28 protein-coding genes are annotated in these 26,311 nt (G+C 27.6%); 2 read left to right on the top strand and 26 right to left on the bottom strand.

Features of this window, described 5'->3' with window-relative positions; all coding sequences use genetic code 11:
* Nucleotides 1–264: 264 nt before the first annotated feature.
* From BLS77_RS17285 to BLS77_RS20055, 21 genes are all read right to left on the bottom strand, one after another.
* The gene (locus BLS77_RS17285; RefSeq protein WP_089972779.1) at nt 265–3,738 is read right to left on the bottom strand and encodes an ATP-binding protein; all 3,474 of its coding nucleotides are present in this window, start codon (nt 3,736–3,738) and stop codon (nt 265–267) included.
* Between the two features lie 342 nt (nt 3,739–4,080).
* Complete coding sequence (locus BLS77_RS20610; RefSeq protein WP_278336677.1) at nt 4,081–4,209, bottom strand: hypothetical protein; 129 nt, start codon at nt 4,207–4,209, stop codon at nt 4,081–4,083.
* A gap of 91 nt (nt 4,210–4,300) precedes the next feature.
* Nucleotides 4,301–5,926 (bottom strand): N-acyl-D-amino-acid deacylase family protein, encoded by a 1,626-nt coding sequence (locus BLS77_RS17280; protein ID WP_089972776.1) that lies wholly within the window; start codon nt 5,924–5,926, stop codon nt 4,301–4,303.
* A gap of 102 nt (nt 5,927–6,028) precedes the next feature.
* Complete coding sequence (locus BLS77_RS17275; RefSeq protein ID WP_089972775.1) at nt 6,029–7,042, bottom strand: phosphotransferase; 1,014 nt, start codon at nt 7,040–7,042, stop codon at nt 6,029–6,031.
* A gap of 337 nt (nt 7,043–7,379) precedes the next feature.
* Complete coding sequence (locus BLS77_RS17270; RefSeq protein WP_089972772.1) at nt 7,380–8,060, bottom strand: hypothetical protein; 681 nt, start codon at nt 8,058–8,060, stop codon at nt 7,380–7,382.
* Between the two features lie 144 nt (nt 8,061–8,204).
* On the bottom strand, nt 8,205–8,387 hold the full coding sequence (locus BLS77_RS19570; RefSeq protein ID WP_139164870.1) for a hypothetical protein: 183 nt from the start codon (nt 8,385–8,387) through the stop codon (nt 8,205–8,207).
* Between the two features lie 8 nt (nt 8,388–8,395).
* Complete coding sequence (locus BLS77_RS17265; protein ID WP_089972769.1) at nt 8,396–8,686, bottom strand: hypothetical protein; 291 nt, start codon at nt 8,684–8,686, stop codon at nt 8,396–8,398.
* Between the two features lie 212 nt (nt 8,687–8,898).
* Nucleotides 8,899–9,954, bottom strand: a complete 1,056-nt coding sequence (locus BLS77_RS17260; RefSeq protein WP_089972767.1) for a sugar ABC transporter substrate-binding protein — start codon at nt 9,952–9,954, stop codon at nt 8,899–8,901.
* 71 nt (nt 9,955–10,025) lie between these two features.
* Nucleotides 10,026–10,994: a hypothetical protein gene (locus BLS77_RS17255; protein WP_089972764.1), complete on the bottom strand. Its 969-nt coding sequence runs from the start codon at nt 10,992–10,994 to the stop codon at nt 10,026–10,028.
* Nucleotides 10,995–11,249: 255 nt separating this feature from the next.
* Nucleotides 11,250–11,843 (bottom strand): FtsX-like permease family protein, encoded by a 594-nt coding sequence (locus tag BLS77_RS17250; protein WP_089972762.1) that lies wholly within the window; start codon nt 11,841–11,843, stop codon nt 11,250–11,252.
* A gap of 343 nt (nt 11,844–12,186) precedes the next feature.
* Nucleotides 12,187–12,438, bottom strand: coding sequence for a kinase to dihydroxyacetone kinase (locus BLS77_RS17245; RefSeq protein ID WP_089972759.1), 252 nt, complete (start codon nt 12,436–12,438; stop codon nt 12,187–12,189).
* Nucleotides 12,439–13,174: 736 nt separating this feature from the next.
* Nucleotides 13,175–13,618, bottom strand: coding sequence for a hypothetical protein (locus tag BLS77_RS17240; protein WP_242874014.1), 444 nt, complete (start codon nt 13,616–13,618; stop codon nt 13,175–13,177).
* A gap of 581 nt (nt 13,619–14,199) precedes the next feature.
* The gene (locus BLS77_RS17235; protein ID WP_089972753.1) at nt 14,200–14,772 is read right to left on the bottom strand and encodes a GNAT family N-acetyltransferase; all 573 of its coding nucleotides are present in this window, start codon (nt 14,770–14,772) and stop codon (nt 14,200–14,202) included.
* Nucleotides 14,773–15,152: 380 nt separating this feature from the next.
* Nucleotides 15,153–15,686 carry a hypothetical protein gene (locus tag BLS77_RS17230; RefSeq protein WP_139164868.1) on the bottom strand — a complete coding sequence of 178 codons (534 nt, stop codon included), beginning with the start codon at nt 15,684–15,686 and terminating at the stop codon, nt 15,153–15,155.
* Nucleotides 15,687–15,872: 186 nt separating this feature from the next.
* Nucleotides 15,873–16,103, bottom strand: coding sequence for a hypothetical protein (locus BLS77_RS17225; protein WP_207648705.1), 231 nt, complete (start codon nt 16,101–16,103; stop codon nt 15,873–15,875).
* A gap of 246 nt (nt 16,104–16,349) precedes the next feature.
* Nucleotides 16,350–16,964 carry an L-2-amino-thiazoline-4-carboxylic acid hydrolase gene (locus tag BLS77_RS17220; RefSeq protein WP_089972743.1) on the bottom strand — a complete coding sequence of 205 codons (615 nt, stop codon included), beginning with the start codon at nt 16,962–16,964 and terminating at the stop codon, nt 16,350–16,352.
* Nucleotides 16,965–17,941: 977 nt separating this feature from the next.
* Entirely contained in the window at nt 17,942–18,385 is a 444-nt protein-coding gene (locus BLS77_RS17210) for a ribosomal L7Ae/L30e/S12e/Gadd45 family protein (RefSeq protein ID WP_242874013.1), read from the bottom strand.
* Between the two features lie 387 nt (nt 18,386–18,772).
* Nucleotides 18,773–19,576 carry a lipid II flippase Amj family protein gene (locus BLS77_RS17205; protein ID WP_089972733.1) on the bottom strand — a complete coding sequence of 268 codons (804 nt, stop codon included), beginning with the start codon at nt 19,574–19,576 and terminating at the stop codon, nt 18,773–18,775.
* A gap of 192 nt (nt 19,577–19,768) precedes the next feature.
* Nucleotides 19,769–20,224 (bottom strand): hypothetical protein, encoded by a 456-nt coding sequence (locus BLS77_RS17200; protein WP_089972730.1) that lies wholly within the window; start codon nt 20,222–20,224, stop codon nt 19,769–19,771.
* A 105-nt stretch (nt 20,225–20,329) separates the two neighbouring features.
* Nucleotides 20,330–20,656: a DUF6897 domain-containing protein gene (locus tag BLS77_RS17195; RefSeq protein WP_089972727.1), complete on the bottom strand. Its 327-nt coding sequence runs from the start codon at nt 20,654–20,656 to the stop codon at nt 20,330–20,332.
* A 69-nt stretch (nt 20,657–20,725) separates the two neighbouring features.
* On the bottom strand, nt 20,726–20,881 hold the full coding sequence (locus tag BLS77_RS20055; RefSeq protein ID WP_175490899.1) for a hypothetical protein: 156 nt from the start codon (nt 20,879–20,881) through the stop codon (nt 20,726–20,728).
* Nucleotides 20,882–21,027: 146 nt separating this feature from the next.
* Between BLS77_RS20055 and BLS77_RS17185 the strand changes: the two genes are divergently transcribed.
* Nucleotides 21,028–22,392 carry an MATE family efflux transporter gene (locus tag BLS77_RS17185; protein ID WP_089972721.1) on the top strand — a complete coding sequence of 455 codons (1,365 nt, stop codon included), beginning with the start codon at nt 21,028–21,030 and terminating at the stop codon, nt 22,390–22,392.
* Nucleotides 22,393–22,513: 121 nt separating this feature from the next.
* Nucleotides 22,514–22,957 (top strand): magnetosome magnetite crystal formation protein family, encoded by a 444-nt coding sequence (locus BLS77_RS17180; protein WP_089972716.1) that lies wholly within the window; start codon nt 22,514–22,516, stop codon nt 22,955–22,957.
* A gap of 62 nt (nt 22,958–23,019) precedes the next feature.
* Here the strand turns inward: BLS77_RS17180 and BLS77_RS17175 are convergent, their stop codons facing one another.
* From BLS77_RS17175 to BLS77_RS17155, 5 genes are all read right to left on the bottom strand, one after another.
* The gene (locus BLS77_RS17175) at nt 23,020–23,520 is read right to left on the bottom strand and encodes a zf-HC2 domain-containing protein (protein ID WP_175490898.1); all 501 of its coding nucleotides are present in this window, start codon (nt 23,518–23,520) and stop codon (nt 23,020–23,022) included.
* An 80-nt stretch (nt 23,521–23,600) separates the two neighbouring features.
* On the bottom strand, nt 23,601–24,128 hold the full coding sequence (locus BLS77_RS17170; protein ID WP_089972710.1) for a zf-HC2 domain-containing protein: 528 nt from the start codon (nt 24,126–24,128) through the stop codon (nt 23,601–23,603).
* Complete coding sequence (locus BLS77_RS17165) at nt 24,118–24,606, bottom strand: RNA polymerase sigma factor (protein WP_242874012.1); 489 nt, start codon at nt 24,604–24,606, stop codon at nt 24,118–24,120. Before BLS77_RS17165 ends, BLS77_RS17170 begins: the two co-directional genes overlap by 11 nt.
* Nucleotides 24,607–24,720: 114 nt before the next feature.
* Nucleotides 24,721–25,332, bottom strand: a complete 612-nt coding sequence (locus tag BLS77_RS17160; RefSeq protein ID WP_089972707.1) for a DUF4004 family protein — start codon at nt 25,330–25,332, stop codon at nt 24,721–24,723.
* Entirely contained in the window at nt 25,317–26,036 is a 720-nt protein-coding gene (locus tag BLS77_RS17155; RefSeq protein ID WP_089972703.1) for a hypothetical protein, read from the bottom strand. The genes BLS77_RS17160 and BLS77_RS17155 overlap by 16 nt, the downstream gene beginning before the upstream one ends.
* Between the last annotated feature and the right edge of the window lie 275 nt (nt 26,037–26,311).

The raw sequence follows: 26,311 nt of genomic DNA, 5'->3' as shown, positions 1-26,311 counted from the left end.
TCTGTACAGTTTTCCTACTGTACAGATATTATTTAATATACTAATAGTTTAAATTTATTATTAAGTTATATTATTACTTTCTTATTTCCAAACTACCCCCTACCTATTTTCAATCTACGTGCAAACTATTTTATGACTACCTATTCTTATTTTTGCAACACCTATTTTAAGTAAACTTTCTCCAATTCATTTTTATAACAAGCGAAAAAGAGCCTTGCAAAATTAATTGCAAAACTCTTTTTATGGATCTATCCACTAACTGTATTAAAAATAAATATCTGAAAATTCTACTTGAGTTCTTTCTACTAGGTTTGATGAGCTATAATTATTTTCTTTTGACCATGAATTATTTTCAGGTAAAACAGTTACAGGAATTTCTATTGTAAATGTACTTCCTTTTCCATATTCACTTTCTATAGAAATATTTCCTCCCCACATTTCTACTATAGATTTTACAATACATAATCCTATTCCACTTCCTTCATGATTACGAGTTAAGGATCTGTCTACTTGTCCAAAACGTTGAAAAATCATATTCAGCTTATTTTTGGGTATTCCAATTCCAGTATCTTTTATAATAATTAAAATATTTTTTCCTTTATCATAAAAGTTAACTGTTATTTCCCCTCCATATTGTGTGAATTTTATTGAATTAGATAAAAGATTTAAAATAACTCTTTCCATTTGATCAACGTCACAGCCCATAATTTTTTCTTCTACATCTGTATCAAATTGTAAAGATATCCCTTTCAATTTTAAATATGGAACTATGGATAAAGTAATTTCTTCTAATACATTTACAATATTATGGTTTTCTAAATTAGTTTTGTAAAATTCCGAATCAATTTTTGAAATATCAATTAAGTTATTTATCAATCTTAATAATCTATAACAATTTTGTTTAATTATTCTAAAGTACTTTGATTCTTTATTATCTTTTACATTTAGACCCAACACTTGTAAACTACCTAATATTACATTTAAAGGAGTACGAAATTCATGAGACAAATTACATAAAAATTCCGTTTTTAAACGTTCGCTTTCATTTGCCACATATAATTCTTTATCTTTTTGCAAAATCTCATCATCTTTTTTAATTTTTCTAAGCGCATTACTTAATTGTTTAGATGTCATAGATAAAATTTTTGTATCGTCAATGTCAAAAATCATCCCTTCTTTTTGGGTAGCACATAATATATTTCCTACCAACTCATCATTATCAATTAAGGGAATATTTATAATTGAAAAAAAAGTACTGCCTATATCTCTATATTTTAGGTCTTCGCTTACATTTGGAATAATAGTAATTTTTCGTTCCTTTGTTAAGGTTTCAATTAATGTAAGAGTATCTAAATGATCTACTTCTAAAACTTGATTACAATATATGCATTCCCACTGGTTATCTTCTTTTAAATATAAAAAGCTATATTCAACAAAAAAAGTATCATGAATCAAATTCATTACATTTTTAATTAATTCTTCTTTCTTTTTTTCTCTTCCTATAATTTCTTGTAAGATATTTAAAAAGTTAATTTCATTGATTTTTTTATGAAGATTATTTTTTATTAATTCTTCCTGTATATAATCACTAATCCACTGTAAGTCATAAAATTTATTATATAATTGTAAAGGTTCTTTTATCTTTCTTTGATCTCCTAATTCTTTTAAAAGTAAATTTTTATGAAATGAATATTGTAACTCCTCACAATATTGTATTCCTGTTTTAAATAAACTTTCTGCTTCTTCTTTTTTCCCTTGTTCTTTTTTCATTAAACCATATTCATAATAAAACCTTGGAGCCATATACTTTATTTTTTGTATATAAGTCATAGCTACTTCAAAATGAAAAGTGGCTTTTTCATAATCTCCTTCTATTTTATATGATAATGATTTAAACAATTCCACCCAAAATTTATCTTCATCTATATAACAAAAACTTCGTATATTTTTTATTTTTATCATATATTCATATGCCTTAGATATTTCTCTCAGCTTACAATAGTTTATTCCTATTAAGGAGTAAATTCCATACAAAGTGTGATAATATATAGAATCTATTTTTACACTATTAATTAATAGCAACAGTTTTTCTAAATATTGTATAGATAACTTATGCTGTAAAGCAAAAAAATAATTATTCGCTATGTTAAATAAGGTGATTGCAATTTGATTATAATTTTTTAATTTTTTCAAATATTCTAGTGCTTTATTATAATATAAATATGCTTCTTCATAATTTTCTATTATAAAATAGTTAAACCCAAGTCCATTAAAAATACAGGCAATCTCAGAGTTATTCTCTAATTCTAATTTTAATTTTTCACTTTTTTTATGATATTTTAAAGCTTCATGATATTTTCCTTTTAATATATAGGATATCCCCTGTGAGTGATGTGCAACTGATAATCGGTATTTATTATTGTATTTTTTAGCAATGGATATTCCATAATCATAAAATTTAATACAGTCTTCTTCATCCATAATTGCTACTATACAAGGATTGGTATAATAATAAGCTAATGCATTTTGCATATTAAATTTTTCAGCTATTTTAATTGAATCATAATAGAGTTTTTTAAATTGTTTAATGCCTTCCTTATTTTTCGGATCATCTATTAACAATAATAAAAAATTTGAATTTAATATTAACATTTCGTCCTGTAGTTGTAGAGCAATTTGCAAACTTTGTTTCCCTAATCGCTCTGCTCTTTTTCTATTACCTTTTTTCCAATAAATAAGTCCCATTTTTTGATAACAATAGGAAATTTCTTTAACATTATTATTCTTTTTAGAAAAGTTTAGCAAATCATGATAATGCATAAATGCAATATCATTTTCTTCTAAAGAACAATAAATATCTCCTAAAAGATGAAGCATTCTTAAAAAATATATTGGAGTCAAACATGTATTATTAATTACTCTTTGATCATATACTGTTGTAATATATTCCTTGGCTTCTTGTAATGCAAAGAAATGAAAACTCTCCATACTTAAATCTATAATTTTTTCCAATTCTAACACTTGATCTTCTTTCTTTTCCTTACAGTAATCTTTTTTTATATCTTTTAAAATTTCAACATCTATTATTGAATCATAGGTATGTATACATTGAATAAACTCATCCCATTGCTTCTGTTTTTCTTGTATTTCAAATTGATATTCTTTATTAAAAGAAAATATAAAAAATATGTTATTCTTTTCTTTTGTTTTTATAATATGTTGAATCAACTCTAATGTAGATTGCTTTGCATGATGAATATCTTCAATCACCACAATCATTGGCGTATTTTTAGATAAAGAACCGTACAAATTTAAAATAGATTGATGCATTCTATTCTTCTCATAATCTAATTCTCCTAAAATTACCGCTTCTTTTCTTTGTATAGGTTCTCCATAAAAATAAGAAATAAATACAGGTTGTTGAAAATAATATACATCTGATTTTTCAACAAAATCCTGAATTTCTTTTCTATTTTTCAGTTTTACAGTCTCTTTTATAAAATCAAAAAAAGGATAATAGGGTTTAGAAAAATTTGTATTATAAATCCTTTGACGAAATATTTTTGTTTTTTCGGAAATACTTTGTAAATAGGAATCCATATAGAGAGAAAACTTGTCCGAATTCTTTGTATTTAAAAAAATTGTTTTTGTATTTCCCATTAAGGTTTCATTCCAATGATTATTCATTAACTTGTCTATATAAGAACTAATCTCTATTTCAAAATATTGATGTTTCATCTTATGCGCTCCTTAAATGTCATAAAAACTTATTTTTTGTAAATTTTATCACAATATACAAAAAATTTCAACTCGTAGTTAACTTCGGTCTTATCTTAAGGATCAAAGATTCTACGTATAGAATTGCTAAATAGCAAATGATATAATAACCCCAGTAGTAGTAGTAAATAATAGGCTATGAGATTTTCACATAGCCCTTTAATATATATTAGTATAATCTTATTATTTTTATATAAACTTCTTTTCCATTGGTAACTACGATTACCTGTTTAGTCTCTCTATCCAATCAAAAAAAGGTGGTATTTCGTGTATGTAGACACGAAATATCACCTTTTTATTATATTATTTTACTGCTCTTAAATTTGCAATATCTCTCCAATTTCTTGCAGTAGCTTCTTCAACAAAGTATAAATCTTTCTTTATTACTTCAACATAGTCTTTTATTTCTAAAGTATTATTTTTTTGTATCAATTATTATATAGCCTTGTCTAATTCTAATTGGTACTTTGATCTTTCTATATCTATTTAACAGCCTCGCTAATTAAATAAGGAATTATCCATCTTAATAAGCTTCCATTTCCAAGAATGACCTTCTATAAGCCTTTCCATAACAATCGTTGCATACTACACTATCTCTTACTGCAATCTTACCATTTAATATAACATATTTAACTCCAACAGGAGCTTTCGTTGGCTCAAAATAATTTTCAAACCCTTTAACCTTATTTAAATCAAATAAAACTATATCAGCAGTTTTGCCTAGTTCTATCTCTCCTACATCTCTAAGCCCTAAAGTTTTGGCAGGTAAATATGATATTTTATATACTGCTTCTTCAAGAGAAAGAACCTTTTTATCTCTTACAAATTTGCCTATAAAAAGAGGATAATTTCCGTAAAGCCTTGGATGTGGATTTCCTGCTGGTATGCTGTCTGACCCTACCATTTGCAAAGGATGTTGTATAAGTTTAATTGTATCCTCTTCAGAAAACACATTAAGTGTTACTATTGCTACCCCAAACTTTTCTTTAATAAGAAGCTTTAATGCAAAATCTAACTCATCCATACCTAATTCTTTAGCAATATTTCCTATAGTTTTTCCAAGGTATTTTAAGTTTTCATCTCTTTTTACTGAAGTTATAAGTATGTTATCCCATCCTGTAATTAGGCTATAATTGTCCCAACCTGCATAATGAGTTTTATAACTTGCAAGTTCTTCTTTAAGCTTTAGAAGTGTTTCTTTATTTTCAAGCCTTTTAGTCATTTCATAACTTCCTCCAGCCGTAATCCAAGGTGGTAAAAGTTGTGTCATAAGAGTGCTTCCAGATAAATATAAATGCTCGTCAAAGGTTATTTTTATTCCCTTATTTACAGCCTTATCTATATATCCCATAAGGCTTTTGGCATCACAACCTAGTTCCTTTGAATTATAGGATCTTAGGTGTGATATGTGAAGCCTTACTTTAGAGTGCTGAGCTATATAAATCATTTCATCTAGGGCATTTGTTATAGTATCATCATGATTTCTAAGATGAACCATAACAATTCCATCATACTTTGCTATTACTTTACATATTTCTATTAACTCTTCTTTTCCACTAAAAATCCCTGGAATATATTGAAGACCTATAGACATACCAAAAGCACCCGATTTCATAGCATTATCTGCTATAATGCACATGGCGTTAACTTCTTCTTTAGTTGCTATTCTATTCTCAAACTCCATAACACTTGTCCGTATTGCACCATGAGAAATTAGAATACTAACATTATTTTTTAATCCTTTTGAAGTTATTTGATCAATATATTTATCAACATTAGGGAAATTCCACTTAAGCCCTGGATCTCCAACAACTCCTCTTATATAGTTTTTCCATATATCATTTTCTTCTTCAATACAAGGAATAACCCCTAACCCACATTGTCCCACAAGTTCTGTTGTTACACCTTGCATTAATTTTAATTTTTTAATATTATCATCCATAAAAGGTACTAAATCATTATGGCTGTGCACATCAATAAATCCTGGTGAAACTACAAGGCCCTTAGCATCAATAATTTCTAAGGCTTCTTCCTCTATATTATTTTCAATTTTTAATATTTTTCCATCTTTTATTCCTAAATCCTTTTTATAACTAGGATTGCCTGTCCCATCTACTATACACCCATTTTTAATTATAATATCTAACATCTAAATCTCCCCCTCTTCTTATGCCACTCAAATTACAATTTATACATGCATCATAATTGCTTTACCAATAAAACTTAGGCTCATAATTCATTGACATTGTTATCAAATTTCATTATTTAGCCACTTTTCTAATTCAGAAATCATATCTGCATAATGTCTAATAGTGCTTATTGTTCCTATTACTTGATCAGTCCCAACTTGCTGCTCCTCTTCATCTGTACATTCAATCCCTAAAGACCGTTTTAAATTATACTCCAGCCAGCCTAACTTGCCTAAGAAACCACTTACTAATACTGTTTCCCAATTTGCTTTTACTGTTCCGTATCTCTTTTTATATCCACCTATAAAAGCAAAAAATCTTTCTTTATTGATGTTTCCTTTTTCATTTTCAGACCAGTAAATAGCTGTTTCAGTCAATTCTTGAATAGGATTTGTATATCCCGCTGACTCCCAATCAATAATAATTGGTTTATCTTTACTCCACATAACATTTTTAGAATCTAAATCCCTATGACTAATAACCATATTTGATGAAAGTTGTTTTGCCGATTTATTTGCCTGAGCATTCCAATCGTAAAGATTGTCAACTATTTCAAGTAATAGGCTAACCCACACTATATTATTTTCTTCTCCTTTTTTTAAATAGTAATTCCAATCTGTTAGTTGTGCATTATCAGACCAATCATTAATTATGCCTAACTCTGAAAAATTAGTCATATGTATATCTGCAAGAATATTACCTATTTTTTCACAATGGTCAATATTGATTTCATTAGGTTTCAGATTTTCACCATCTACCCAATCAAAAATAAGGTAGAATTGATTTTCTATTTCTTGAACGAAAGTACCATTAAATTTTTTAGCTGGAAGAGCCGGTATATTATTTAATGCAATATTGCAAATTAATTCTGAATTTATATAGTTCTGCATTGCCATAGGTCTAAGCATTATTTGAGGGTTTAATGCTTTAATTGCATATTTTCCTTGTGTTGTTTCCATAGAATACATTCTGTGTAAAAGACCCCCAGATATTGGTTTAGGATCACCTACTATATCTCCAAGTTTCAAAACATTACACAATTTTTCAAATTGTAAATTATACTGTATATCACTCATTTTTTCTACGCCTCTTTACGTTTTATATTCATTATATAAATAAACTTTATTTTACTATTGTAAGTCAATTATAACATATTTTGTAATTATTATTATCCAATTTAAAAATGGTCATCTAATTTATAAGGCAGTTTTATAAGACTGTGTTGATTTTTAATTAAAAATTAGTAAAATCCGTCAAAACTAAATTAACAAAAAAAAAGCAACCGAGTTGCTCTTTTGATTTGTTCGTAATATCCTAAGATGGTTCAAGTCTATCAGTAAAAAATACATCTTCCATAGTTAATTGTGTAAAACCTTCTTTTTCTAGTATTCTACCAATTTCTATATATTCTTTCTAAGGCATCATACCTTCAAAATTAAACTTATTACTAAAATCTTTTCCATTGATAGTTAAGGTAAGAGTTATTTCACCAGTGGCTTCTGTTTTAGGAACTTCAGCTACGTAATGAATTTCTCTCGTTTCAAGTGGTTTTATTGAAGTATCTTTTTCTAAATTATGACCATTAGCACTTTCTGCAATAGAAAAACACTTATAATCATTACTGTTGGTTTTTATCTTTGCAGTGATTGTGTCCTCTGCCATTTTAGTTTTATCATTCAAATTGTGCACTTTTAGAATAAAATCTATATAAATATTATTTTCAGTTTTTACCTTATAAGAGGAAGAGCTTTTAGTAATAATTGAAGGCTCGATTTTTGGTGTACGATTAACGTCCTGTAAATAATATTCACAAACCCCAGGTACTGTATTATAGCCTGCAACAATGAGTAACTCATTTTTAGTTGCATTTTGTTGAGTATTCTGATCCTTTTGTTTACTTTCTACTGGGTTTTCAGCAGATGGAAGGGGAGTTTTTACACTTTCTTTTTCCGAACTCTCAGTGCTGCTAACTGATTTGTTTATACTTGATTTAGAAGAATCATCTTTTCCTACTGAATTATTTTTTTGCCCACATGCGACAAGTGACAGAGATAATAACAATAATCCTAATTTCAAAAATAGATTTTTATTCATTTCACATCGCCTCTATATCTTCTTATTTACTGCTCACAATTTCGTACAATTGTGATTTGCTAATTTAATATTATAATAGCACTAATAACCTTAATTTACCATAAAAATCCTACATTCCTTTTTTAAAATGCAACTTTATTCGTATTAAAATCCGATAGTTCTCAATGGAAATTCACTAGTTATAATCATTGTATGAGCTGTATGAGCGTGCACTAATAGATTTCTAACCTTAATAATATCTTTATCAGTCTTGAAGTATTCCAACCAACGAAACCATGCTAGGTAATCAGATAGATATTTTGTTACAACGCCATTAAACCTATTCATTCAATTCTTTAATCTACTATGAAAAGAGTTGACATGTTGTAGGTGATATATACCTTGCTTTTTCTTGTCTTTAGGTAGTTGAACCAATTCCAAATCAGATTCTCTTGCAATTTTTTAAAGCTTTTATATGAGTCTGGACAAGCAATAGCGTTATTATCTATCTTATTTCCAAATAATCTGCCGATAGCAGCAGCACTTATTTCCCCTCTACCAATAGGTTCTGAAATTACATTTTCAGAGCGGTCTAAGGCTACCATTACAGAGATTCGGTCTTTACTAAGACCTCTCTTTTTTTTCATTAGCCGGAACATTTGGGTCAGGTTTTAACCCCTCTTTTATATGCTTTTCTAGGGATTTTGAATACGGAATTTTCAGAGTGCCCGCCCTTAAATGACTCACGGAAAAATGTATCATCACATTCAACTCTAGTAGTTCTACGCTCTTCAAGGATATGATATATTAAGCTTTCTGCGGATACTCCAATTGTATCTATTTGATTAATTTTCAAATATTATATTTTATAAACTTCATTTTGGTTTAAATATCCACTGTCTATAAGAACACTATTTATATTATTCTTATCTATAGCTATTGGTGTAATAAGAATTGAAGGTACATCTATTTTACCATTATTCACCTTACTAGTTACTTCTACCGCCTCGCCATTAGCTAATTTTATTGCAGCATCTATAGCAGCCTTTCCTAATTCCCTGGTATCTTTGAATACTGTCATTAATTGAGTTCTTTGAATTATTCTTCGAACCGCTGCTAATTCTGCATCTTGACCTGTTACTGCTACCTTGCCAGCCAAACCTTGTGCTTGCAATGCTTCAATTGCAGCACCTGCTATAGCATCATTTGGTGCTAATATAGCATCAATTTTATTTTCATTAGCAATTAAAGCATCTTCTACTATCTTAAAAGCAATATTTGGATCCCATTTCTTGACGGCTTCATCTGCAACTATGTTTATATCTTTTTTAGCAGCTAATGGTTTTATATATTTCATTGCACCTTCCTTAAACATACCATCAGGATCTCCTGCCATAATAATATAATTTCCCTTTGGAACTTTCTCGATAAGAAACTTTCCTTGAAGTTCTCCAACCTTTATTTTATCAAAAGCCATATATAGATCTAAATCACTATTTTGTACAAGTCCATCATAAGATATTACCTTGATTCCTGCTTTGTGAGCCTTTTCAACCATATCTGCTGCAGCTAATGGATCTATAGGCACCAAAATTAATACATCTATACCTTGTGCTATTAGATTTTCTACTTGTGAAGCCTGCTTGGTTGCATCATACTCAGCATTTTCTACCTTTACGGTAACCCCTTTATTTTTAGCATATTCTTCAATAACTTCCTTATCTCTAACCCATCTCTCTTCTCTTTGAGTAGGTAAAGATAGACCTATTACTACTTCCTTTCTCTTTACAGTTTTATTTGTAAAATCACTATCAAAATTGCAATTTTGTAATATTACTATTTTTTTCATATTCAAAATATCTTCTTCAGCATAATAAACTGGTACTAAAAAAACATTTGGTATCGATAGATACATATTTACCACCTATTTGATTATTAATCTCATAATTAACATATTCAGCTTATGAGCGTTTATTTCCATTTATTTTAATTATTTATAGCAGTAATCATTAATTCCGAATTGATTTCATTAATCCAAATGTTATATGCACCTTCACCAAACATTATTCCTTGCCAATTTACAAATAGATATTTTGTATAAGCATTACCAATTGATTCCTTATAACTAGAATGGAAAATTTGATTATAATTCTTAATAAAGTCATCTTTATTTTGTATTTCAGTAACTTTGTCATCAATTTTAACATTGATAGGATATTTTACACGTTCGGCTAATTGTTCTTTATTATCGTTTATTATATAACTTTGAATTTCACTAACAAAATTCTCTACATCTTGGTCACTTTTTGTACTTATGGCTAAAGCATATCTTCTGCCATACTCCGAACCTGGAATATTACTTTTAAGTGACAATGTAAATGGATAACTTTGCTTACCATCTGCACTTAACCATGTTCCTTCAATTTTATCAATTGTATTAATAGTTCCCTTAAAAGTGCCTGTATTTTCGCCTGCCTCATTATATTCATATAACACAATATCTTTTGCTCCCGCTTTTCCTTTTAGTTTAATTTCTATTCTCTTACTGTCATAAAAGTATGAGCCAACAATATCTTTTTCTAATGGATAAATACTCATTTGAATTGCCATGTTATTACTTATAGTACCCTGATAATCATAATACCCTTTTTCAAAAGGGCTCTTAGTAGTATCTATATTATCAATTAAACTAGAATCTATATTACTATTATCATCTTTAATATTTTTAGATTTGTTTCCTGATTGTGGTTGAGTTAGTTTATCATCTGATGGATCATTTGATGAATCATTTGATGAATCATTTGATGGATCATTTGATGGATCATTTGATGAATCATTTGAATATGTAGTATTATCAACTGACTGTGTATTTGTATTATCGGCACCCTTTTTTGGATTTGAACACCCTGTTAACATGATCATTAATGCAATTATAATTCCTATTATTTTTTTCAATTCTAATTCCCCCTATTTTACAATATATTTTATAATATTTTCTACAATCTTAAATTGTAGAAATATGTTATAACTTACTATTATAAATTAATTATAGCATATTTTGTAAATGTTTATTATGCAATTTGAACAGAATATTGCTCTTTGGCTTGAAATAGGTGCTGCTATTTTATGTGCTTTTGTTGCCATCAATAAAAAAATAAGTTCCATTTCTGAAACTTACCTTATTATATACACTACATTTTTCTTCTTTAACTAAATTTCCAAAACTGCACAATTAAGAACTTTTCTTAACGCTATTATACTTGCTATAGGTACAATAAAAGCACCAGCTATTACAAATGGCAAAATCATTGTTTTTATTATAAAGGTAGGTTGTACAAGACTTATTTCTGTTAAAAACTCCTTTGCTATAGTGCAAATAAAACTATATGCACAAAATAGAGCTAAATTTGCTACAAAAGCTCCTATAATTCCTATAACTAACCCTTCAATAATAAATGGCCATCGAATAAACCAGTCAGTAGCGCCAATAGACTTCATTATACTTATTTCACACCTTCTTGAAAACACAATCATCTTAATTTCGTTTACAATTAAGAGTAATGAAAGAGGTGGTAGTATAATAAAAACTGCAACTCCAACATATCTAAAAATTGTAACCGCTTGTTTATTAATTATAAAAATAGTTGCCGAATTTTTATTAAGTAATATCATATATAATAAAAATAATCCAACAATAAAAAAAGTTGCAGATATACTAATTACTGAACCTATTGTTAGTGTAACATTTCGTTTTAAGCTTTTTATTGCATCTAAAAAAAAATATTTAAATGTATTAATCTTCATAACCATGTTTCTCCTTATTTTTGTCCAAACTCATTAATTAAAAAATTCTTCTTATTTTTCATCTTCTAAAATTATTTAGATCGACATTTCTAATATTTGTAATCACTAATTAATTATATCATATTTTATAAATTTTTCATTATTCAATTTCAAAGAACTTTATTTTTATTGATTACTACTCGCTCTCCTCATATTGTAAATAGGTCTTGTTAACTATCCATTTGGGAATTTATAATTAGCATTATTCTCTTTACGAATTATTTGCTTGAATTGCTAACGAAAAAATACCGCATACTCAGCAATGAATAATGCGATATTTAAGTCTATTATTTATTTTTATTGTTTAACCTTGAAGACCATTTGCCTGTCGTTCCATATTTTCTACAAGAACATCATGAATATCACCTAATAAATTACAATACTCAAGTAATTTCCATGGAGTATTTGTGTGAAAATGAATTTTAATCAGTTCATCATCACCAACTGCAAGTAAGCAATCGCCTTCAATGTTTTTTGTAATATACTCGTTTATTTTATCTTCTGAAAGATTTTTTCCTTCAATTAATAACTGCGTATCAAATTTGTATTCAAGCATACTTCTTCTCCTTTTCCGTTTTACAAATTACTATTTATCTGTAAGTTCAATAAAGAACTAACTCTCAATTTAATATTATTATTAATTATAACACATTTTTATCTAGTTCACACTATCAACATACTGTTCATTTTCATTGAATTACGAACTAAAAAAATACCGCATATTCATTTTTGAATAATACGGTATTTTAATTTAATTATGCGCAGTTAATTTTTCATTTATTAAAATATGAATCTTCTACATCTTCTACATCTTCTACATCTTCTACAACATCTACATCTTCTACAACATCTATTACATCCAAAGTTGAATACGTCAAATCCAAAACACATATTAATCACCTTCTTCTTTTGTGTACTATAATATATTCATGAAATTACATAATTGTGCCTTAATATGCATTTATTTTTTATTACATTCCTATTTTAACTCCATGTAATTGTAATTACTTTTCGTACCGTACTATTCAATTTTCAAAAAACCTAATTTACTCTCTAATTCGCAATATCTACATACTGTTCATTTCCCTTTAATTGCGAACAAAAAATACCGCATACTCAACAATGAATAATGCGATATTTAAGTCTTTTATTTTTTTTATTAATTCATAGTATCCTAAAATTGTTTCTTTAAAGTTAATTTAACTCACCCTATAAATTGGAATTTAATTGTAGCATTATGATTATTTGGTGAGGTTATGCACGAAAGCCCTCCGCTCTTTTTGTTGTCATTATTATTGCTTTTTGAGTTTAACCGTTGTAGTCGTGCCCATAGCGGAAGCTTCATAGCTTAATATGCCGTTTTGGTATGTCATAGTTTTAGTATCATCACTCGAAGCAAGCAAAGCACTTTTAGTTTTACTATGGTCATTTTCCGAAGTCCATGAATAAGGTTCGTCAGCAGTTGTTGGAGCGACGAAAGAACCAGCCCAATAAAGTGATTTTGTGTCGCCACCATCACTTACCCAGTAAATTGCAATCGTATCACCAATTATTGTTGCAGCTTGATAAGAGTTATCAGATTTGCTATTTTCTTGTTTCCATTCACCCGTCAAGTCAGGTATTTGCTTTTCATGGGCATTACCGCTATTGTCCGAGCTTGTCAGCTTGGAGCTACACCCAGTAAATATTGCTATTAGTAGAACCACGCAAAGGCTAATTGCCGCCAGTTTTTTCATTTTCATTATCCTCCTATTTTTTTTAGTATAGTCTTAACTTAATCTATCAATCACAATACCATTAATCATCACCTTAGCCAAAAACATATAGAATATTCTTATATATGTAATGTGGACATATAACATAAGAATATTTATTACATCCATCTTCCCAAGGAAGGTCCAAATACCCTCCAGACAACGATTGTTGGTAGTTAATACATTCATCCTCCTTATAATTTTTTTAAAAAACTCGATACATCCTTCTATTTACAACTTTTCTTACTAACTTGCATATCGTTTTCATCTATAGCAATCACTATCTCTCTAGATGTTATAATATTTTTCAAAAGAAAATACTCGCTAATATTACAAATTTATTTTAACATATTATAACACATTTTGTAAATATCACATTATTCAATTTTCAAATATCCTATTTATTATCTAATTCACAATTTCCACATACTATTCATTTTCCTTAAATTGCGCACAAAAAAATATCACATATTCCACTATGAATAATGTGATATTTCAGTATGTTAGTTATTATTATTAATTAATAGTAACCTAAGGTTCGGTATTAAATTCTCTTATAATATTTATAAATCTAAATACCATATAAGTTGAACTTCATCTTCTATATCAGTATCATTGTAATAAGCATATTCATCTATTTTCCCTAATACAACACCATGTTTATGATAAAATCTACATGCTTGAACATTATTATTTTGGCATTCAATTTTCATCTGTTTGAATTGCTTTAGTTTCGACCATTCAACAGCCATACTAAATAATTTTGTACCTATTCCTTGTTGCTTATATCTATCATCAACTCTTATATCCCATAACACACTCATATCCTCTCTACCATCAAGCATATTAACATTTTTCGTTTTTGAAGCAACTGTAACTGCTCCAACAGGAACTTCGTTATCAAAAGCCATAAAGAATGCCCAATTACTTATGTCAAATTCTTTGGCATATTTTGTTGCTTCCTCATATTCACCTAAATCTCTTATATATTCTTTAACTGATGTTTCTTTTAACAAAATTCCTCCTAAACCATTCTCAACTTTTTCTAATTTAAGTATGCTTTTTACATGCACTATCATAGGAATACTGTCATATTTTTTAAAGTATGATTTATCAATCTCTCTATATATAATCACTATATTTACCTCCCCTAATAAAGTTGAATCTGACTTCGTACTTAATTACTATTACAAATTAATTATAACATATTTTGTAAGCATCGCATTATTCAGGTTTCAGAGAACTCTTTTATTCGCACTCTCCACATACTGTTCATTTTCTTTGAATTGCGTATTAAAAATACCGTATATTCTATTTAAGGTCCTTACTCAACTATGGGTATTTCAAATTTAGATAACTCAATTAATAAAGACGAATGCATTATATTAATACATTCGCCTTTATTAAAGTAGAGTTACTTACCCTAAGTTGAGTAAGAATCCTATTTAAATAATACGGCATTATCACTTTTTATATTTAATTTTATCTCCATAATAATTTCAATATAATTAATTTACTATCTTCCAATATGATTTCCAAACAATTCTTTGTACAACTCAACATTCTGTTTAATATTTTCTGCCAATTCTTCATATTTGTTCATATTATAATCGGAACTATATTTGTCAAGCATCAAAATAATAACTAAATAATACATAAATAAAAAAGAATAATAGTTATTAGCATACGTGCTCATATTCGTTTTGCTACTTTTTGTAATAGAAATATTGTTCCCATGCATCGTATCATTTCTTAACGTATATATATATCCTGAAACTATAAAATGCAATTTATCACACATAGAAACAGAATATTTACTGCCATCTACATCAATCTCTTCATTCTGTAACATAAATTTGTATAACGCACTCGCTGGCCTAATTGATGTGCTATATATATTGTAATCATACCCATATTTATTTTCGATAGAATCAATTATATTTTTACGATTAGCATTGTCTATTCCGCCTCCAATTAGCTTGGTAACTCTTGTATAAGCTTTAGAATTTCTTTCATATAGTCTTGTATAGAGATATTGGCACGTCTTCATCGGAATTAATTTCAATAATAACTTAATTGCATCATTCAATTTAGAGCTCGATTCTATTAACAATGCCCATTTATTATCACACAACCATCTATTTCTATCCGTAATATTACCAGAGTATACTATCTTAGAAAAAGCATCATACGCTTTAAACATAAATTCAAAAGCGTGGTTGGGATATTTTTCCAATCATTCTATTGCATCTATAATAAAAGAAATAGCTGTATTATACTCAGCGTCCTCTTCATTTTTAAGTAAAAATGGAATGAAAATTGTTTTTCTTAACAATTTAACTGTTTTCACATTCTCATAATACTTCTTTTCAATTTCAAAAGGTTCAACGTTTGGCCAATTGTTTAAATATTCAATTCTCTTTCTCTTAAAATCATTATCATTCATTTTCTCTAACCTTTCATCCACAAATTCTAATTTATATATATCATATTACATATAATTATAACATATTTTGCAAATACCGTATTATTCAATTTTCAAAGATTAATTTCCTTAGTTACTTCGCAATATCTACATACTGTTCATTTTCATTGAATTGCTAATTAAAAAATATCGCATATTCACCCCTGAATAATGTGATATTTCAATCTGTTATTTATTTATAGTAATTCGTAGTATACGAAGCGAGTAAATTATACACATAAACCTTACTCAAATATATTTACTGTTTTTAAAATGAAAATCACACATTCTCTTTCCCTCACCAATAGTACCACTTCGTTCAAATGTAATATTAGGCAAATAACCACTAAATGACGTTGTATCATTGGCACAAAAGACTGTACACAACTCAGGATGTCCATACTGACTTGTAACTTCAAAATACACACACCTTTTAAGATTAAAATGAACCTCTTTATTATCGTATCTGACCCACTCTGTTTCCCATCCCTCATCAGGAAAATTCTTTCCCATAACCTTCTTACTACACAATTTAAACAGATAATAACTAAACGGCATTTTCCCAAGTTTTTCGTTCTTTTTCTTTGAAAGCGTAGCATGTTTCTGTGTTTCTTCAAGCGTGTTTGCATATGCATCATTAGTTGAAAAACTATATTCAAGCAAAGCCATATAATATGCAAGGACAGGAAAAATATTTTTTGTCATATGCTCTTTTATTACATCGCTATTTCTGTAATCCGCTTCATCTTTCATTTTACCGAAAATTTCTTCTGCTTTATTGTATATATATAAACCTTTTTCATTTCCATATTTTTCGATACATATTGATTTCAAATCTTTGTATTTTGTATCACAGTAATTCATTACTTCAATTCCCTTCTCTCAAAATTACTTATATCCGATAAAATATAAATAATCTTTACTTCGCTATTATCTACTATTATAAATTAATTATAACATATTTTGTAAATATAGTATTTTTTATCTAGTTACAAGTATCTACATACTGTTCATTTTCTTTGAATTACGCATTAAAAAATACCGTATATTCTTTTTGAATAATACGGTATTTTCCTAATTTAATATTTAATTTCATCTTCGCAATAGTTTAATACTACGAATTTAATTTTTCTTTAAATCCTACAAAAAGCAAGCATATCCAACCTAAAATCAAGCAAAAAATCGTTATGATTAGAAATGTAAAAACAGTAATAATTAAATTAGGGTCCTCAAAAAAATAATATCTTATTAATAAATTTATGATAACAGAAGCAATACATGCTATAGCAATCGGTATTTTATTCTTACTGACAATCCTCTTTCCACAATGTTTACAAACAAAATGTCGTTCAAATAGATTTTTAGGTTTGTGTTTACAATAATTTTCCACTATAATCACCTCATACAATTTTTAAAATTTAGTATAAAATATAAATAATCTGTTATTCGCCATATAATACTATTCCGAATTTATTATAGCATATCTTACCAAATACCGTATTATTCAATTTTAAATAATACTGTGTTTTAAATAATTATTCAGTTTTTATTGTTGTGACGTTAAGTTATAACTTTATGAATTAATTCAGCTTCAAATTATGTTCATTTCTAAATTTCGTCTAAAAAAATCTAAAAGCGATAAATGTGCTCCTATGCAACAAATTACCACAAAATTTATATAGAGATTTTTCATCCCGTAAAGAGACGCATCATCCTTACCAATCACATAATCTGAAACATGCTACCCTAGATTTTGACTCATAAAACTATATAAGCTTATAATACTTCGTCGCATCTTTGACTTGTTATTTCTTTTCACAACCCTTACTAACTTCTTATGTTTAAAAACCCATTATTTCAAATGTACCTTCATCAATATGCAATTTAATGTCAATATCTGCTTTTTTATAACCTATTATTTTTATACGATTATCACCTTTTTTTATAGGTAAAGTTATTGATGTTTCTCCCTCCATAATAGCTTTTTCTGTATTTTCTACAAGAGTAACAACTGTACCATCAGGCGATATTAAAACAATTTTTGCTTTTCCACTATTTACTGATAAATTATATGTCATTTCTAAATCAAAATCCTCATTGCTTTTATATCTCCAAACAGTTCCACTTCCACTTAATTCCACATCACCTTTATAGCTTTCAGTTTCTATAGTTTCATTACTTTTATCTAATCCAAAGCGATCAGATTCATTAGCTATTTTACTATTATCATCATAAATGCTGTCCATACTATTATTACCACATCCAATAAACAAACTAATTATCATACTAACCATAGATATTAATATTATTTTTTTTTAAAATTCATTTTAACACTCCTCATATCAATATACGCCTTATCTATACGCTTAACCATTATTATAAGCAATATTTACATTTATTTTTTCTATAATAAACCAATTATAATATATTTTAAATTATATGTATTAACTTTCAAAACAATGTTATTTATATATATTAACCATCTTAAAATATTATGAACTAAAAAACACCACATATTCATTTAAATAATACGGCTTTTTAAGAAATTACTTAATTATATAGTTGTTGTACCTTATATGAAAATTGTGAACTAACTTTATTTGACCAATTCTAAATACTTACTAATAACTGATTCTTCTAAACATTTTGATGAGTGGATATCAAATTATATTCTAAATTGTTTTAGCTATAAAGGATATTATTTGAGCTGCTGGAACTAATAAAATCTGTGCTAAAATCGTACCTACTATTAGTCCGCCAACAATAAAAATTATACATCTATCAAATTGCAATTGAGTACATTCTCCTTTGATTACATCATCTGTTAGAATTGATATATATGGATCGATGAATATAACCATAAGTATTGTTGACAGCCCATTTATCACAGCTGACAATGTACTGCATGTTGTTCTTAATTCTGGATTTAAGCATCCTGCATACAGTGATGCCAAAACACCAACAGTTGATATTGAAAATGCTAAAGTGTTAAGTAAAATAATTTTTTTCGGCATAATTTTCAAAAATTTCAAATGTGACAAATTTTCTTTTTTAGGTCTTGTAACACTATTTTTAAATTGCAATATTCCTGATTTCGAGAAACCATGTAATAATAATTTAGGTATAGAACGATTAATACTAAATGATTCGACAGCCTTCACAAAAATTTTTATAAAGGTTGGCATTAATGCCGAGCCAATAATCGTCGCAAGTGTTGTCGATAATAATATCCATCTGAATGTAGATAATAAACTTTGGGGATTTCCTGTTTTTATAGTATTTTCAATTGTTTTAGCCAATAACGGCGCTTGAACACTATTTGCAGTTCTAGAAATTAATGCAAAAATATTAAATACTGCAAAAGATACTGCTATTCTTCCTGTTCTTACAGCAACAATTCTTACAGAATAAGCTAGCGTTGAAATTATAGAAATTATAACTGTAAGAATTAAAACTATTATTACTTGTGTAGACATTTACTTTCCACCATCCATTCTTCTACCTTAATTCATCCTATTCTACGAGTGCTCTTTAAGCTCACTCATTCTACCCATATTGTAACATATTTTTACAATACCCTACTATTCAATTTTCATTAACAATTTCTACAGATTGCTCTCCACCTTTATTTTAACCTAATCGCTATGTCTGTCTGCTCATAAATAAATTCATGACCTACCATAATAGAATTTGCCAGGTATTTTTTCTTTTAGAATAATCATAACTTTATCATAATCACTCTTTTTAAAATGAAATGTTTGCTCCATAAATCCACCTGATAACTCAATCTTTATATCCTTTGAACTAATTACCATAACTTTTTCAATTTCATTCCATACTATAAGCTCTTTATATCTATACATTGATATAAAACCTTTCGAGCTAATTCCTTGTTTAACACACATACTTACAAACATAAAAATGCCTAATATTCCTGTTATGTAATGCATCCAAGTATTCGCATAAAAATATATAATTCCAATGAAAATAATCACAGCAAACAATACAGTAATAATTTCCACATAACTCTTTCTTGTTGCTATTATTAATTCTTTTATATATCTTAACTGTTTTAAAATAATAGCAATAAAAAACAATGGGATGACAATGTCAATAACACCCATTAAAAACATCTCCTTCTAATCTCTAGTTATTATATATCGTATTGTAATATTCCATCCGCACTTCTACACAAATATATTAGAATACATAAAATCGAAATTAAAGCATTAATCAATTATAAATGATTTTTTCTTTCCTTTTTTATTTTTAGGATATTCCCGAATACGGCTTATATAGTCAATATTTATTATTTCAGAAGAATTTCCTGTTTTTATAGAAATCCAGTTGTTTTCCAAGGATTCAATTACTCCTGAAATTTGCGCTCGAAAAGTATAAATCAAACATTCTTTCCCAATAAAATTTTTAATTATCTCATTCATTTCTATTACTCCTTCTTTCTTCTTCTTTATTTTTTTAATTATATATTTTTGCCATTCTTTTTCCTTTCTTACTGCCATTACATAACATATACAAATATAAATTGCTGTATTCAATTACTGTGACCTCCAATTATACAATTATTTAAATTTTAAATATTTTATTTCATAATATCCTACAATATTTTATTTAGCCCCTCTATTTTCCTTTATAGTACTATTATAACATATTTTTATATATGCTTTTTCATATCCAATTTTTAGCCTTGTAAGCGCCTTTACTGTATAGAAACTAGTCTGATGTGTAGACCTTCTAAATTTATAAAATTCTACAAAAGCCATTTTACAATATTCGCTAGTTTGACTGAATATTTTTACTACCGTATAATTAATACCATACATCTTTAAATAAATAACATTCTAAATATTATTTAACTTGTTATTTGGAGATGTCTTATATATTTACCTAACTTTAAGGGGGCTGCATAATGAACTTAAAAATATTAAATAAAAGTACCGAAGAAAGAAGAGATTTAATTTTAAATGGATCTATTACTAAAACTATATTACTCCTATCTATTCCGGCATTAATGTTTGGAGTGGTCCAATCACTAATGCCTGTTATTGATGGCTTGTTTATAAATAATGTTATTGGAACTACTACCGCTGGAGCTATTTCTTATAGTTCTCCAATTATAAATATGATAACAGCTTTAGCTCAAGGGTTAAGTGTTGCTGCTTCTGCAATTATTGGGCAAAGTAATGGACGAGGTAATTTTCAAAATTCCAAAAAAATTTCAACTCAAATAATTGTTTTTGCATTTTTACTTGGCTGCGTTTTAGCACCTATTCTAGCTATTTTAGCTTATCCTGTTTCAAAAGGCGTAAGCACTGAAATGTCTAAAACTGTTTTTACATATCTTTCTTTATCATCTTTAGTTTTACCATTTTCATTTTTAGAATCTATTTATAATTCTATAAAAAATGCAAATGGTAAGCCTGAAGCAACTTTTATACGAATGATTATTATGCTAATATTAAAGGTTATCTTTAATAGCATATTTATTCTTGTTTTTAATTTAGGTATAGTAGGTGCTGTTCTTGCATCTCTTGCTTCAAACATTATTATATCTATATGGATGTTTTATGAACTTTTTGTTTTTGAAGGTGATGATAAGCTTTCATTAAAGGATTTTTCCTTTAAAATTAATATTATAAAAAGCTTACTTAGAATTGGTATTCCATCTATGATTTCTAGTTTAATGGTTAACTTAGGTTTTTTTCTTATAAATAGAGAGGTTGTTAAGTTTGGTGATACAGTTTTGTCTGCACAAGCAATTGCCTCTAATGTAAGTAGCCTTTGCTTTAATATTCCTGCGGCTTTTAGTTTAGCTATTACAACAATGGTTAGCATGAACATAGGCTCTGGAAATGAAAATAAGGCAAAGAAATCTTGCCTTGTAGGTTGTATTGTTAGTTCTATTGCATCTGTTATTATAATTATTATAATGATTCCACTTGTTCCATATTTAACTGTTCTTTTCACAAGAGACCCAGAAGTGCTTGCAATAACTAATAGTTCTTTAAATATTTACATATTTTCTATATTAGGATTTGGTATTTGCATGATTCAGCAAGGTGCATTTATAGGACTTGGTAGAACTCGCATTCCTTTAATAACAAACCTACTTAGATTTTGGCTACTAAGGTACTTGTTTATATTATTAACTGAAAAATACTTAGGCTATTATTCAGTGTTTTATGGCAATTTATTTTCTAACTATTTAACTGCTATAATATCTACAGTTATTATATTTAAAATCCAGTGGAAATCTGGAATAAAATCATCATAAAAAAGTATATAACCAAACTAAGGAGGTAAATTCAATTTGCCTCCTTAGTTTTTTATATAAATTGTAACACTTATTATATTTTAAGCATATTAATTAAGGAGATTATTTTTAAGGAGTATATATGGAAAATAAATTTGAACCACATAAATCATCATTAGGACTAGATGCAAACATAGTTGTATTAATTGCATATCTTGGAGGTATAATTGTAAGTTTTATACCTGGTATAAGTTTTCTTGCCTTTGCAGTTCCTGTTATAATCTACTTTGTAGAAAAGGATAGTAAATTTGTAAAGTTTCATGCAATGCAAGGTGTACTTTTAACTGTAGTAGGTGTAATTTTTTCAATTATAATTAGTATTTTAGTTGGTATCTTTGTAGGACTAGTACTTTTTTCTTCAGCTGTTGGTGCAGTTTCTGTACTAAGCATAACTAGTATCTTCGCTTTAATTGTACCTGTTATTATGTTTATTTTTATGATTATAGCAACAGTTAAAGGTTGGAATTATGAATGTTACGAAATGCCTGTAATAGGTAAGTTGGCTTCTAAAATTGTATTTAAATAATTAAATTTCATTCAAAAAGGAGGTAATTTAAAATTATCTCCTTAGTTTTTTCTAATTTAAAATCAACGATTAACTATAATATTTACTAGTGAATAAAGAAATAAGCAACTACATATAACAGAAATAACCACACAAATAACCTTTATAAATTTTTTCTTTGTTTTTTTAAATAAAAAAATACTTAGTATGGCTCCACCTAAAGGCAATGCAAATTTTATAATTATTGCTATTATAACAATCAAACATAATGTCAATGTAAAGCCAGCATCTCCATAATTTACTTCACTCTGAAATACTAAAATTAGAAACGTAATAACACCGAGAATAATACAGGCCAGTAAAATAGTTGTACATTTCTTGCTTATTCCTTTTAAATAATCAATTTTTCTTTCTTCAACAGGATCTACATCAATTAATGTATTCATATTCTCCCACTCTTTTTTGCAACAAACACATTCTTTTAGATGATCCCTTACTAATTCTTTAGTCTCATTACTAAGAATACCATCTATATAATTTGGCAGTAAATCCTGAACAATTTGACATGATATATTCTTTTTCATCATTAATACCTCCTCTTATAATAAGTTTTATAGTTAGCTTTTAATTAATTTACAGTATATAATCTAAAAGATAACTTTCACTAGTAGCCCCTTATTATTAATAAGAAAAAATGCCCTAATAATAAACCTATTCCAACTAGAGCCCATATTCCTAAAAATGAAATAATCACGTTAGGCCAAAATGCTTTTTCTTTTTTACTAATTGTCTTCTTCCATATCACCGCAATAAATACTCCAAATAAAGGTACTAAATATATTCCTGCAAAGAAAATTATCATTTGTATTAATCCAGAAGTTATAAAGCTTTTCCCCCTTGATTCAACATAAAAGCAAAAAGTTAATATACTTGTTAAAATAATTCCAAGTATAATAACTATAATAAAGGAAGTATTTACTCTTTTTCGTAATTTTTTTATAGACTCAGCCTCATTAATAACTACTTCTCCGTTTTTTTCTCTAATTTCACAATTTTTTTTATATTCATTTGCGCATATCTGACATTCACTTAAATGTTCTTTAACACATATATTAGTTTCTTCACTTGCAATTTCATCTAAATATATAGGTAATAAATCTTGCACCGTATTACATGATAAATCACTCTTCATCTCGCATCCTCCTAATAACTTTTGATTTGCTCCTAAAAAAAGTAACTCTAGCCCAGTTTTCTGTTTTATTAAGTATTTCTCCAATCTCTCTAAAGCTCAAATCACCGGTAAGTCTAAGGTACATAACTTCTTTACTAATATGGTCTAGAGATTGTATCATTTTATATATTTCTTTCTTATTTTCTGAACAAACAACTAGTTCTTCTGTAGAATATATACTATATTCCATATTATAATCAAGGGTAGTTATCTTATTCTTGTTTTTCTTGTTCCATTCTTGATACAAAACATGTTTCGCAATCTGACAAAGCCAAACCGAAATTTTACATTTCCCATTATACTTATTAAGAGACTTCATGGCCCTTACAAAAGTTTCTTGTGTTAACTCTTCTGATAAATCTGCATCACGTGTATAGCTATACAAGAAACGATATACAGTTTGTGCCTGTTCCCTATAAATCCCTTCAATATTATTCACTATTTCACCCCCTATAATATATATCTGGTTTTTAACAATTCCGTTACAAGGCAAATTTAAGAAATTAAAATTTTTTATTTTTTTGCCACTAATATTTCGATAAATTTCCCTTGTTTATTCTAATACTTCCATTATTTTAGATAGCTCAATTATATAAATTACTTTTGCTTCATTATCATTTATTAATTCTTCTTTTTCTTTAGTTACATAATGAAAACAAACTCCTAGTTTTCTTTTAATTATTAGGTTGTAGTCACTTTTTATGATTTTTGAATAATCCTTACTTGCTTGCATTGAAATATTTTTTATCTCTTCATTACTCATTAATCCACTTTTTATTAATTCATTATATATAAGCAATGAAAATAAAATGTTATCATCATATTCTTCTGAAGTACCCATAAATTCCTCAAACCTGTTTAAAACTAATTCTGATACTATTTCTCTAGTTATTAAGTAGCTTCTTTTAATGTTTTTTACTATTGTTTTATTTGTAAACTTATTAGCTAGTTCATCTAATGACGCATCATCTTTAAGTTCTAGTATTATATTAATTCTCTCTAATATTTTATCTCTTGGGAAAAATGTTTCTTGACCTGTACTAACACTTTTCTTTATAAACCATTCTTCTGGAATTATATTTTTTCTTTTCCATCTATATAATTGTCCGTATGATATATTAGTTTTACTTAATAGCTCTTTTTTAGATATTAATTCTTCATGCATTCTCTTTCACCTACTTCACTTCTTTTATCTACTGTTAATGTGCCTGAATATTCAATTTTATTAATATTGCAACCTTCACCAATAACAATATTCTTTCCTCTAACGACTTTACAAATAGTATTTTCAAGATATATAGTATCTCCTTCAATAGAATCACAACTTAATTCTTTCTTTAAAATTGGAAAAATAGAAAATCCAAGTAAACTTAATCCTTTTCTAATTGTTATTTTTTCTCCACCTATTTCACTTATACTTGATTTACCTTCTATATTTATTTCAACTATATCAGCAGATAAAAGTTTTCCAATAACTAATCGTGCACTTGCCTTAAAATCTCTTCCTTCACAAGAACCATCAATATTTAAGTTACCTGAAATTCTTACCTTATCAAAGGTACAATCATTATTCACCTTAGTTGTACCACTAATATTTAATGTAGTTGCTTTAATAAAGTTCACCTTTGTAGAACCACTTATTTGAATTAAATCTGAAGATATTAATCCCCCTTCTGATTTCATTGCTCCAGAAATATTTATATAACCACCTTCTAAATTAGCAAAAGACGTGCAGCTACCCGATGCTATAATCTTATTCCCTTTAGCATCACCCATTATTTTAGTAGCACCTGATAAAATAATTTTGTCATACGCTCCCCCATCTAATCTACCTACGCCACTAATATTAATATTCTTTAATTCACTCATATTACACACTCCTTACTTTTTAAACCTATCTACTCAACGTAACATTGTTACACCTATACCTAAAACAACTAATGATTAATTACTATGAAATAAGAGTATAGCGCAACATTGTTTCATTGTAAATACATTTTTTACATAAAATGTCTATAGTTCAAAAGGTATTCTATATAGCTTATTTTCACAAAACAAATTAACTATATGTACTTTTTTCTATTATTGAAAAAACTGCAATAAAGTTTTAAACTGGTACCTATAGAATGGACAGTTAGAAAAAA

The sequence above is a fragment of the Clostridium gasigenes genome, assembly GCF_900104115.1.
Lineage (GTDB): Bacteria > Bacillota > Clostridia > Clostridiales > Clostridiaceae > Clostridium > Clostridium gasigenes.
The sequence above is the reverse complement of the archived record's forward strand: the minus strand, read 5'-3'. Positions and strand labels throughout refer to the sequence as shown.

Excerpts from the sequence above, each read along its gene's own strand:
- BLS77_RS17185 (WP_089972721.1), top strand. The coding sequence starts at position 21,028 with ATGAACTTAAAAATATTAAATAAAAGTACCGAAGAAAGAAGAGATTTA.
- BLS77_RS17200 (WP_089972730.1), bottom strand. The coding sequence starts at position 20,224 with ATGGGTGTTATTGACATTGTCATCCCATTGTTTTTTATTGCTATTATT.
- BLS77_RS17280 (WP_089972776.1), bottom strand. The coding sequence starts at position 5,926 with ATGTTAGATATTATAATTAAAAATGGGTGTATAGTAGATGGGACAGGC.
- BLS77_RS17170 (WP_089972710.1), bottom strand. The coding sequence starts at position 24,128 with ATGAAGAGTGATTTATCATGTAATACGGTGCAAGATTTATTACCTATA.
- BLS77_RS17205 (WP_089972733.1), bottom strand. The coding sequence starts at position 19,576 with ATGTCTACACAAGTAATAATAGTTTTAATTCTTACAGTTATAATTTCT.
- BLS77_RS20055 (WP_175490899.1), bottom strand. The coding sequence starts at position 20,881 with ATGGCTTTTGTAGAATTTTATAAATTTAGAAGGTCTACACATCAGACT.
- BLS77_RS17250 (WP_089972762.1), bottom strand. The coding sequence starts at position 11,843 with ATGAAGATTAATACATTTAAATATTTTTTTTTAGATGCAATAAAAAGC.
- BLS77_RS17275 (WP_089972775.1), bottom strand. The coding sequence starts at position 7,042 with ATGAGTGATATACAGTATAATTTACAATTTGAAAAATTGTGTAATGTT.
- BLS77_RS17155 (WP_089972703.1), bottom strand. The coding sequence starts at position 26,036 with ATGAGTGAATTAAAGAATATTAATATTAGTGGCGTAGGTAGATTAGAT.
- BLS77_RS17175 (WP_175490898.1), bottom strand. The coding sequence starts at position 23,520 with ATGAAAAAGAATATATCATGTCAAATTGTTCAGGATTTACTGCCAAAT.
- BLS77_RS17210 (WP_242874013.1), bottom strand. The coding sequence starts at position 18,385 with ATGATAATTAGTTTGTTTATTGGATGTGGTAATAATAGTATGGACAGC.
- BLS77_RS17220 (WP_089972743.1), bottom strand. The coding sequence starts at position 16,964 with ATGAATTACTGTGATACAAAATACAAAGATTTGAAATCAATATGTATC.
- BLS77_RS17285 (WP_089972779.1), bottom strand. The coding sequence starts at position 3,738 with ATGAAACATCAATATTTTGAAATAGAGATTAGTTCTTATATAGACAAG.
- BLS77_RS17260 (WP_089972767.1), bottom strand. The coding sequence starts at position 9,954 with ATGTATCTATCGATACCAAATGTTTTTTTAGTACCAGTTTATTATGCT.
- BLS77_RS17265 (WP_089972769.1), bottom strand. The coding sequence starts at position 8,686 with ATGAAAAAAAAGAGAGGTCTTAGTAAAGACCGAATCTCTGTAATGGTA.
- BLS77_RS17230 (WP_139164868.1), bottom strand. The coding sequence starts at position 15,686 with ATGAAGACGTGCCAATATCTCTATACAAGACTATATGAAAGAAATTCT.
- BLS77_RS17240 (WP_242874014.1), bottom strand. The coding sequence starts at position 13,618 with ATGAAAAAACTGGCGGCAATTAGCCTTTGCGTGGTTCTACTAATAGCA.
- BLS77_RS17180 (WP_089972716.1), top strand. The coding sequence starts at position 22,514 with ATGGAAAATAAATTTGAACCACATAAATCATCATTAGGACTAGATGCA.
- BLS77_RS17160 (WP_089972707.1), bottom strand. The coding sequence starts at position 25,332 with ATGCATGAAGAATTAATATCTAAAAAAGAGCTATTAAGTAAAACTAAT.
- BLS77_RS17270 (WP_089972772.1), bottom strand. The coding sequence starts at position 8,060 with ATGAATAAAAATCTATTTTTGAAATTAGGATTATTGTTATTATCTCTG.
- BLS77_RS17245 (WP_089972759.1), bottom strand. The coding sequence starts at position 12,438 with ATGCTTGAATACAAATTTGATACGCAGTTATTAATTGAAGGAAAAAAT.
- BLS77_RS19570 (WP_139164870.1), bottom strand. The coding sequence starts at position 8,387 with ATGAATAGGTTTAATGGCGTTGTAACAAAATATCTATCTGATTACCTA.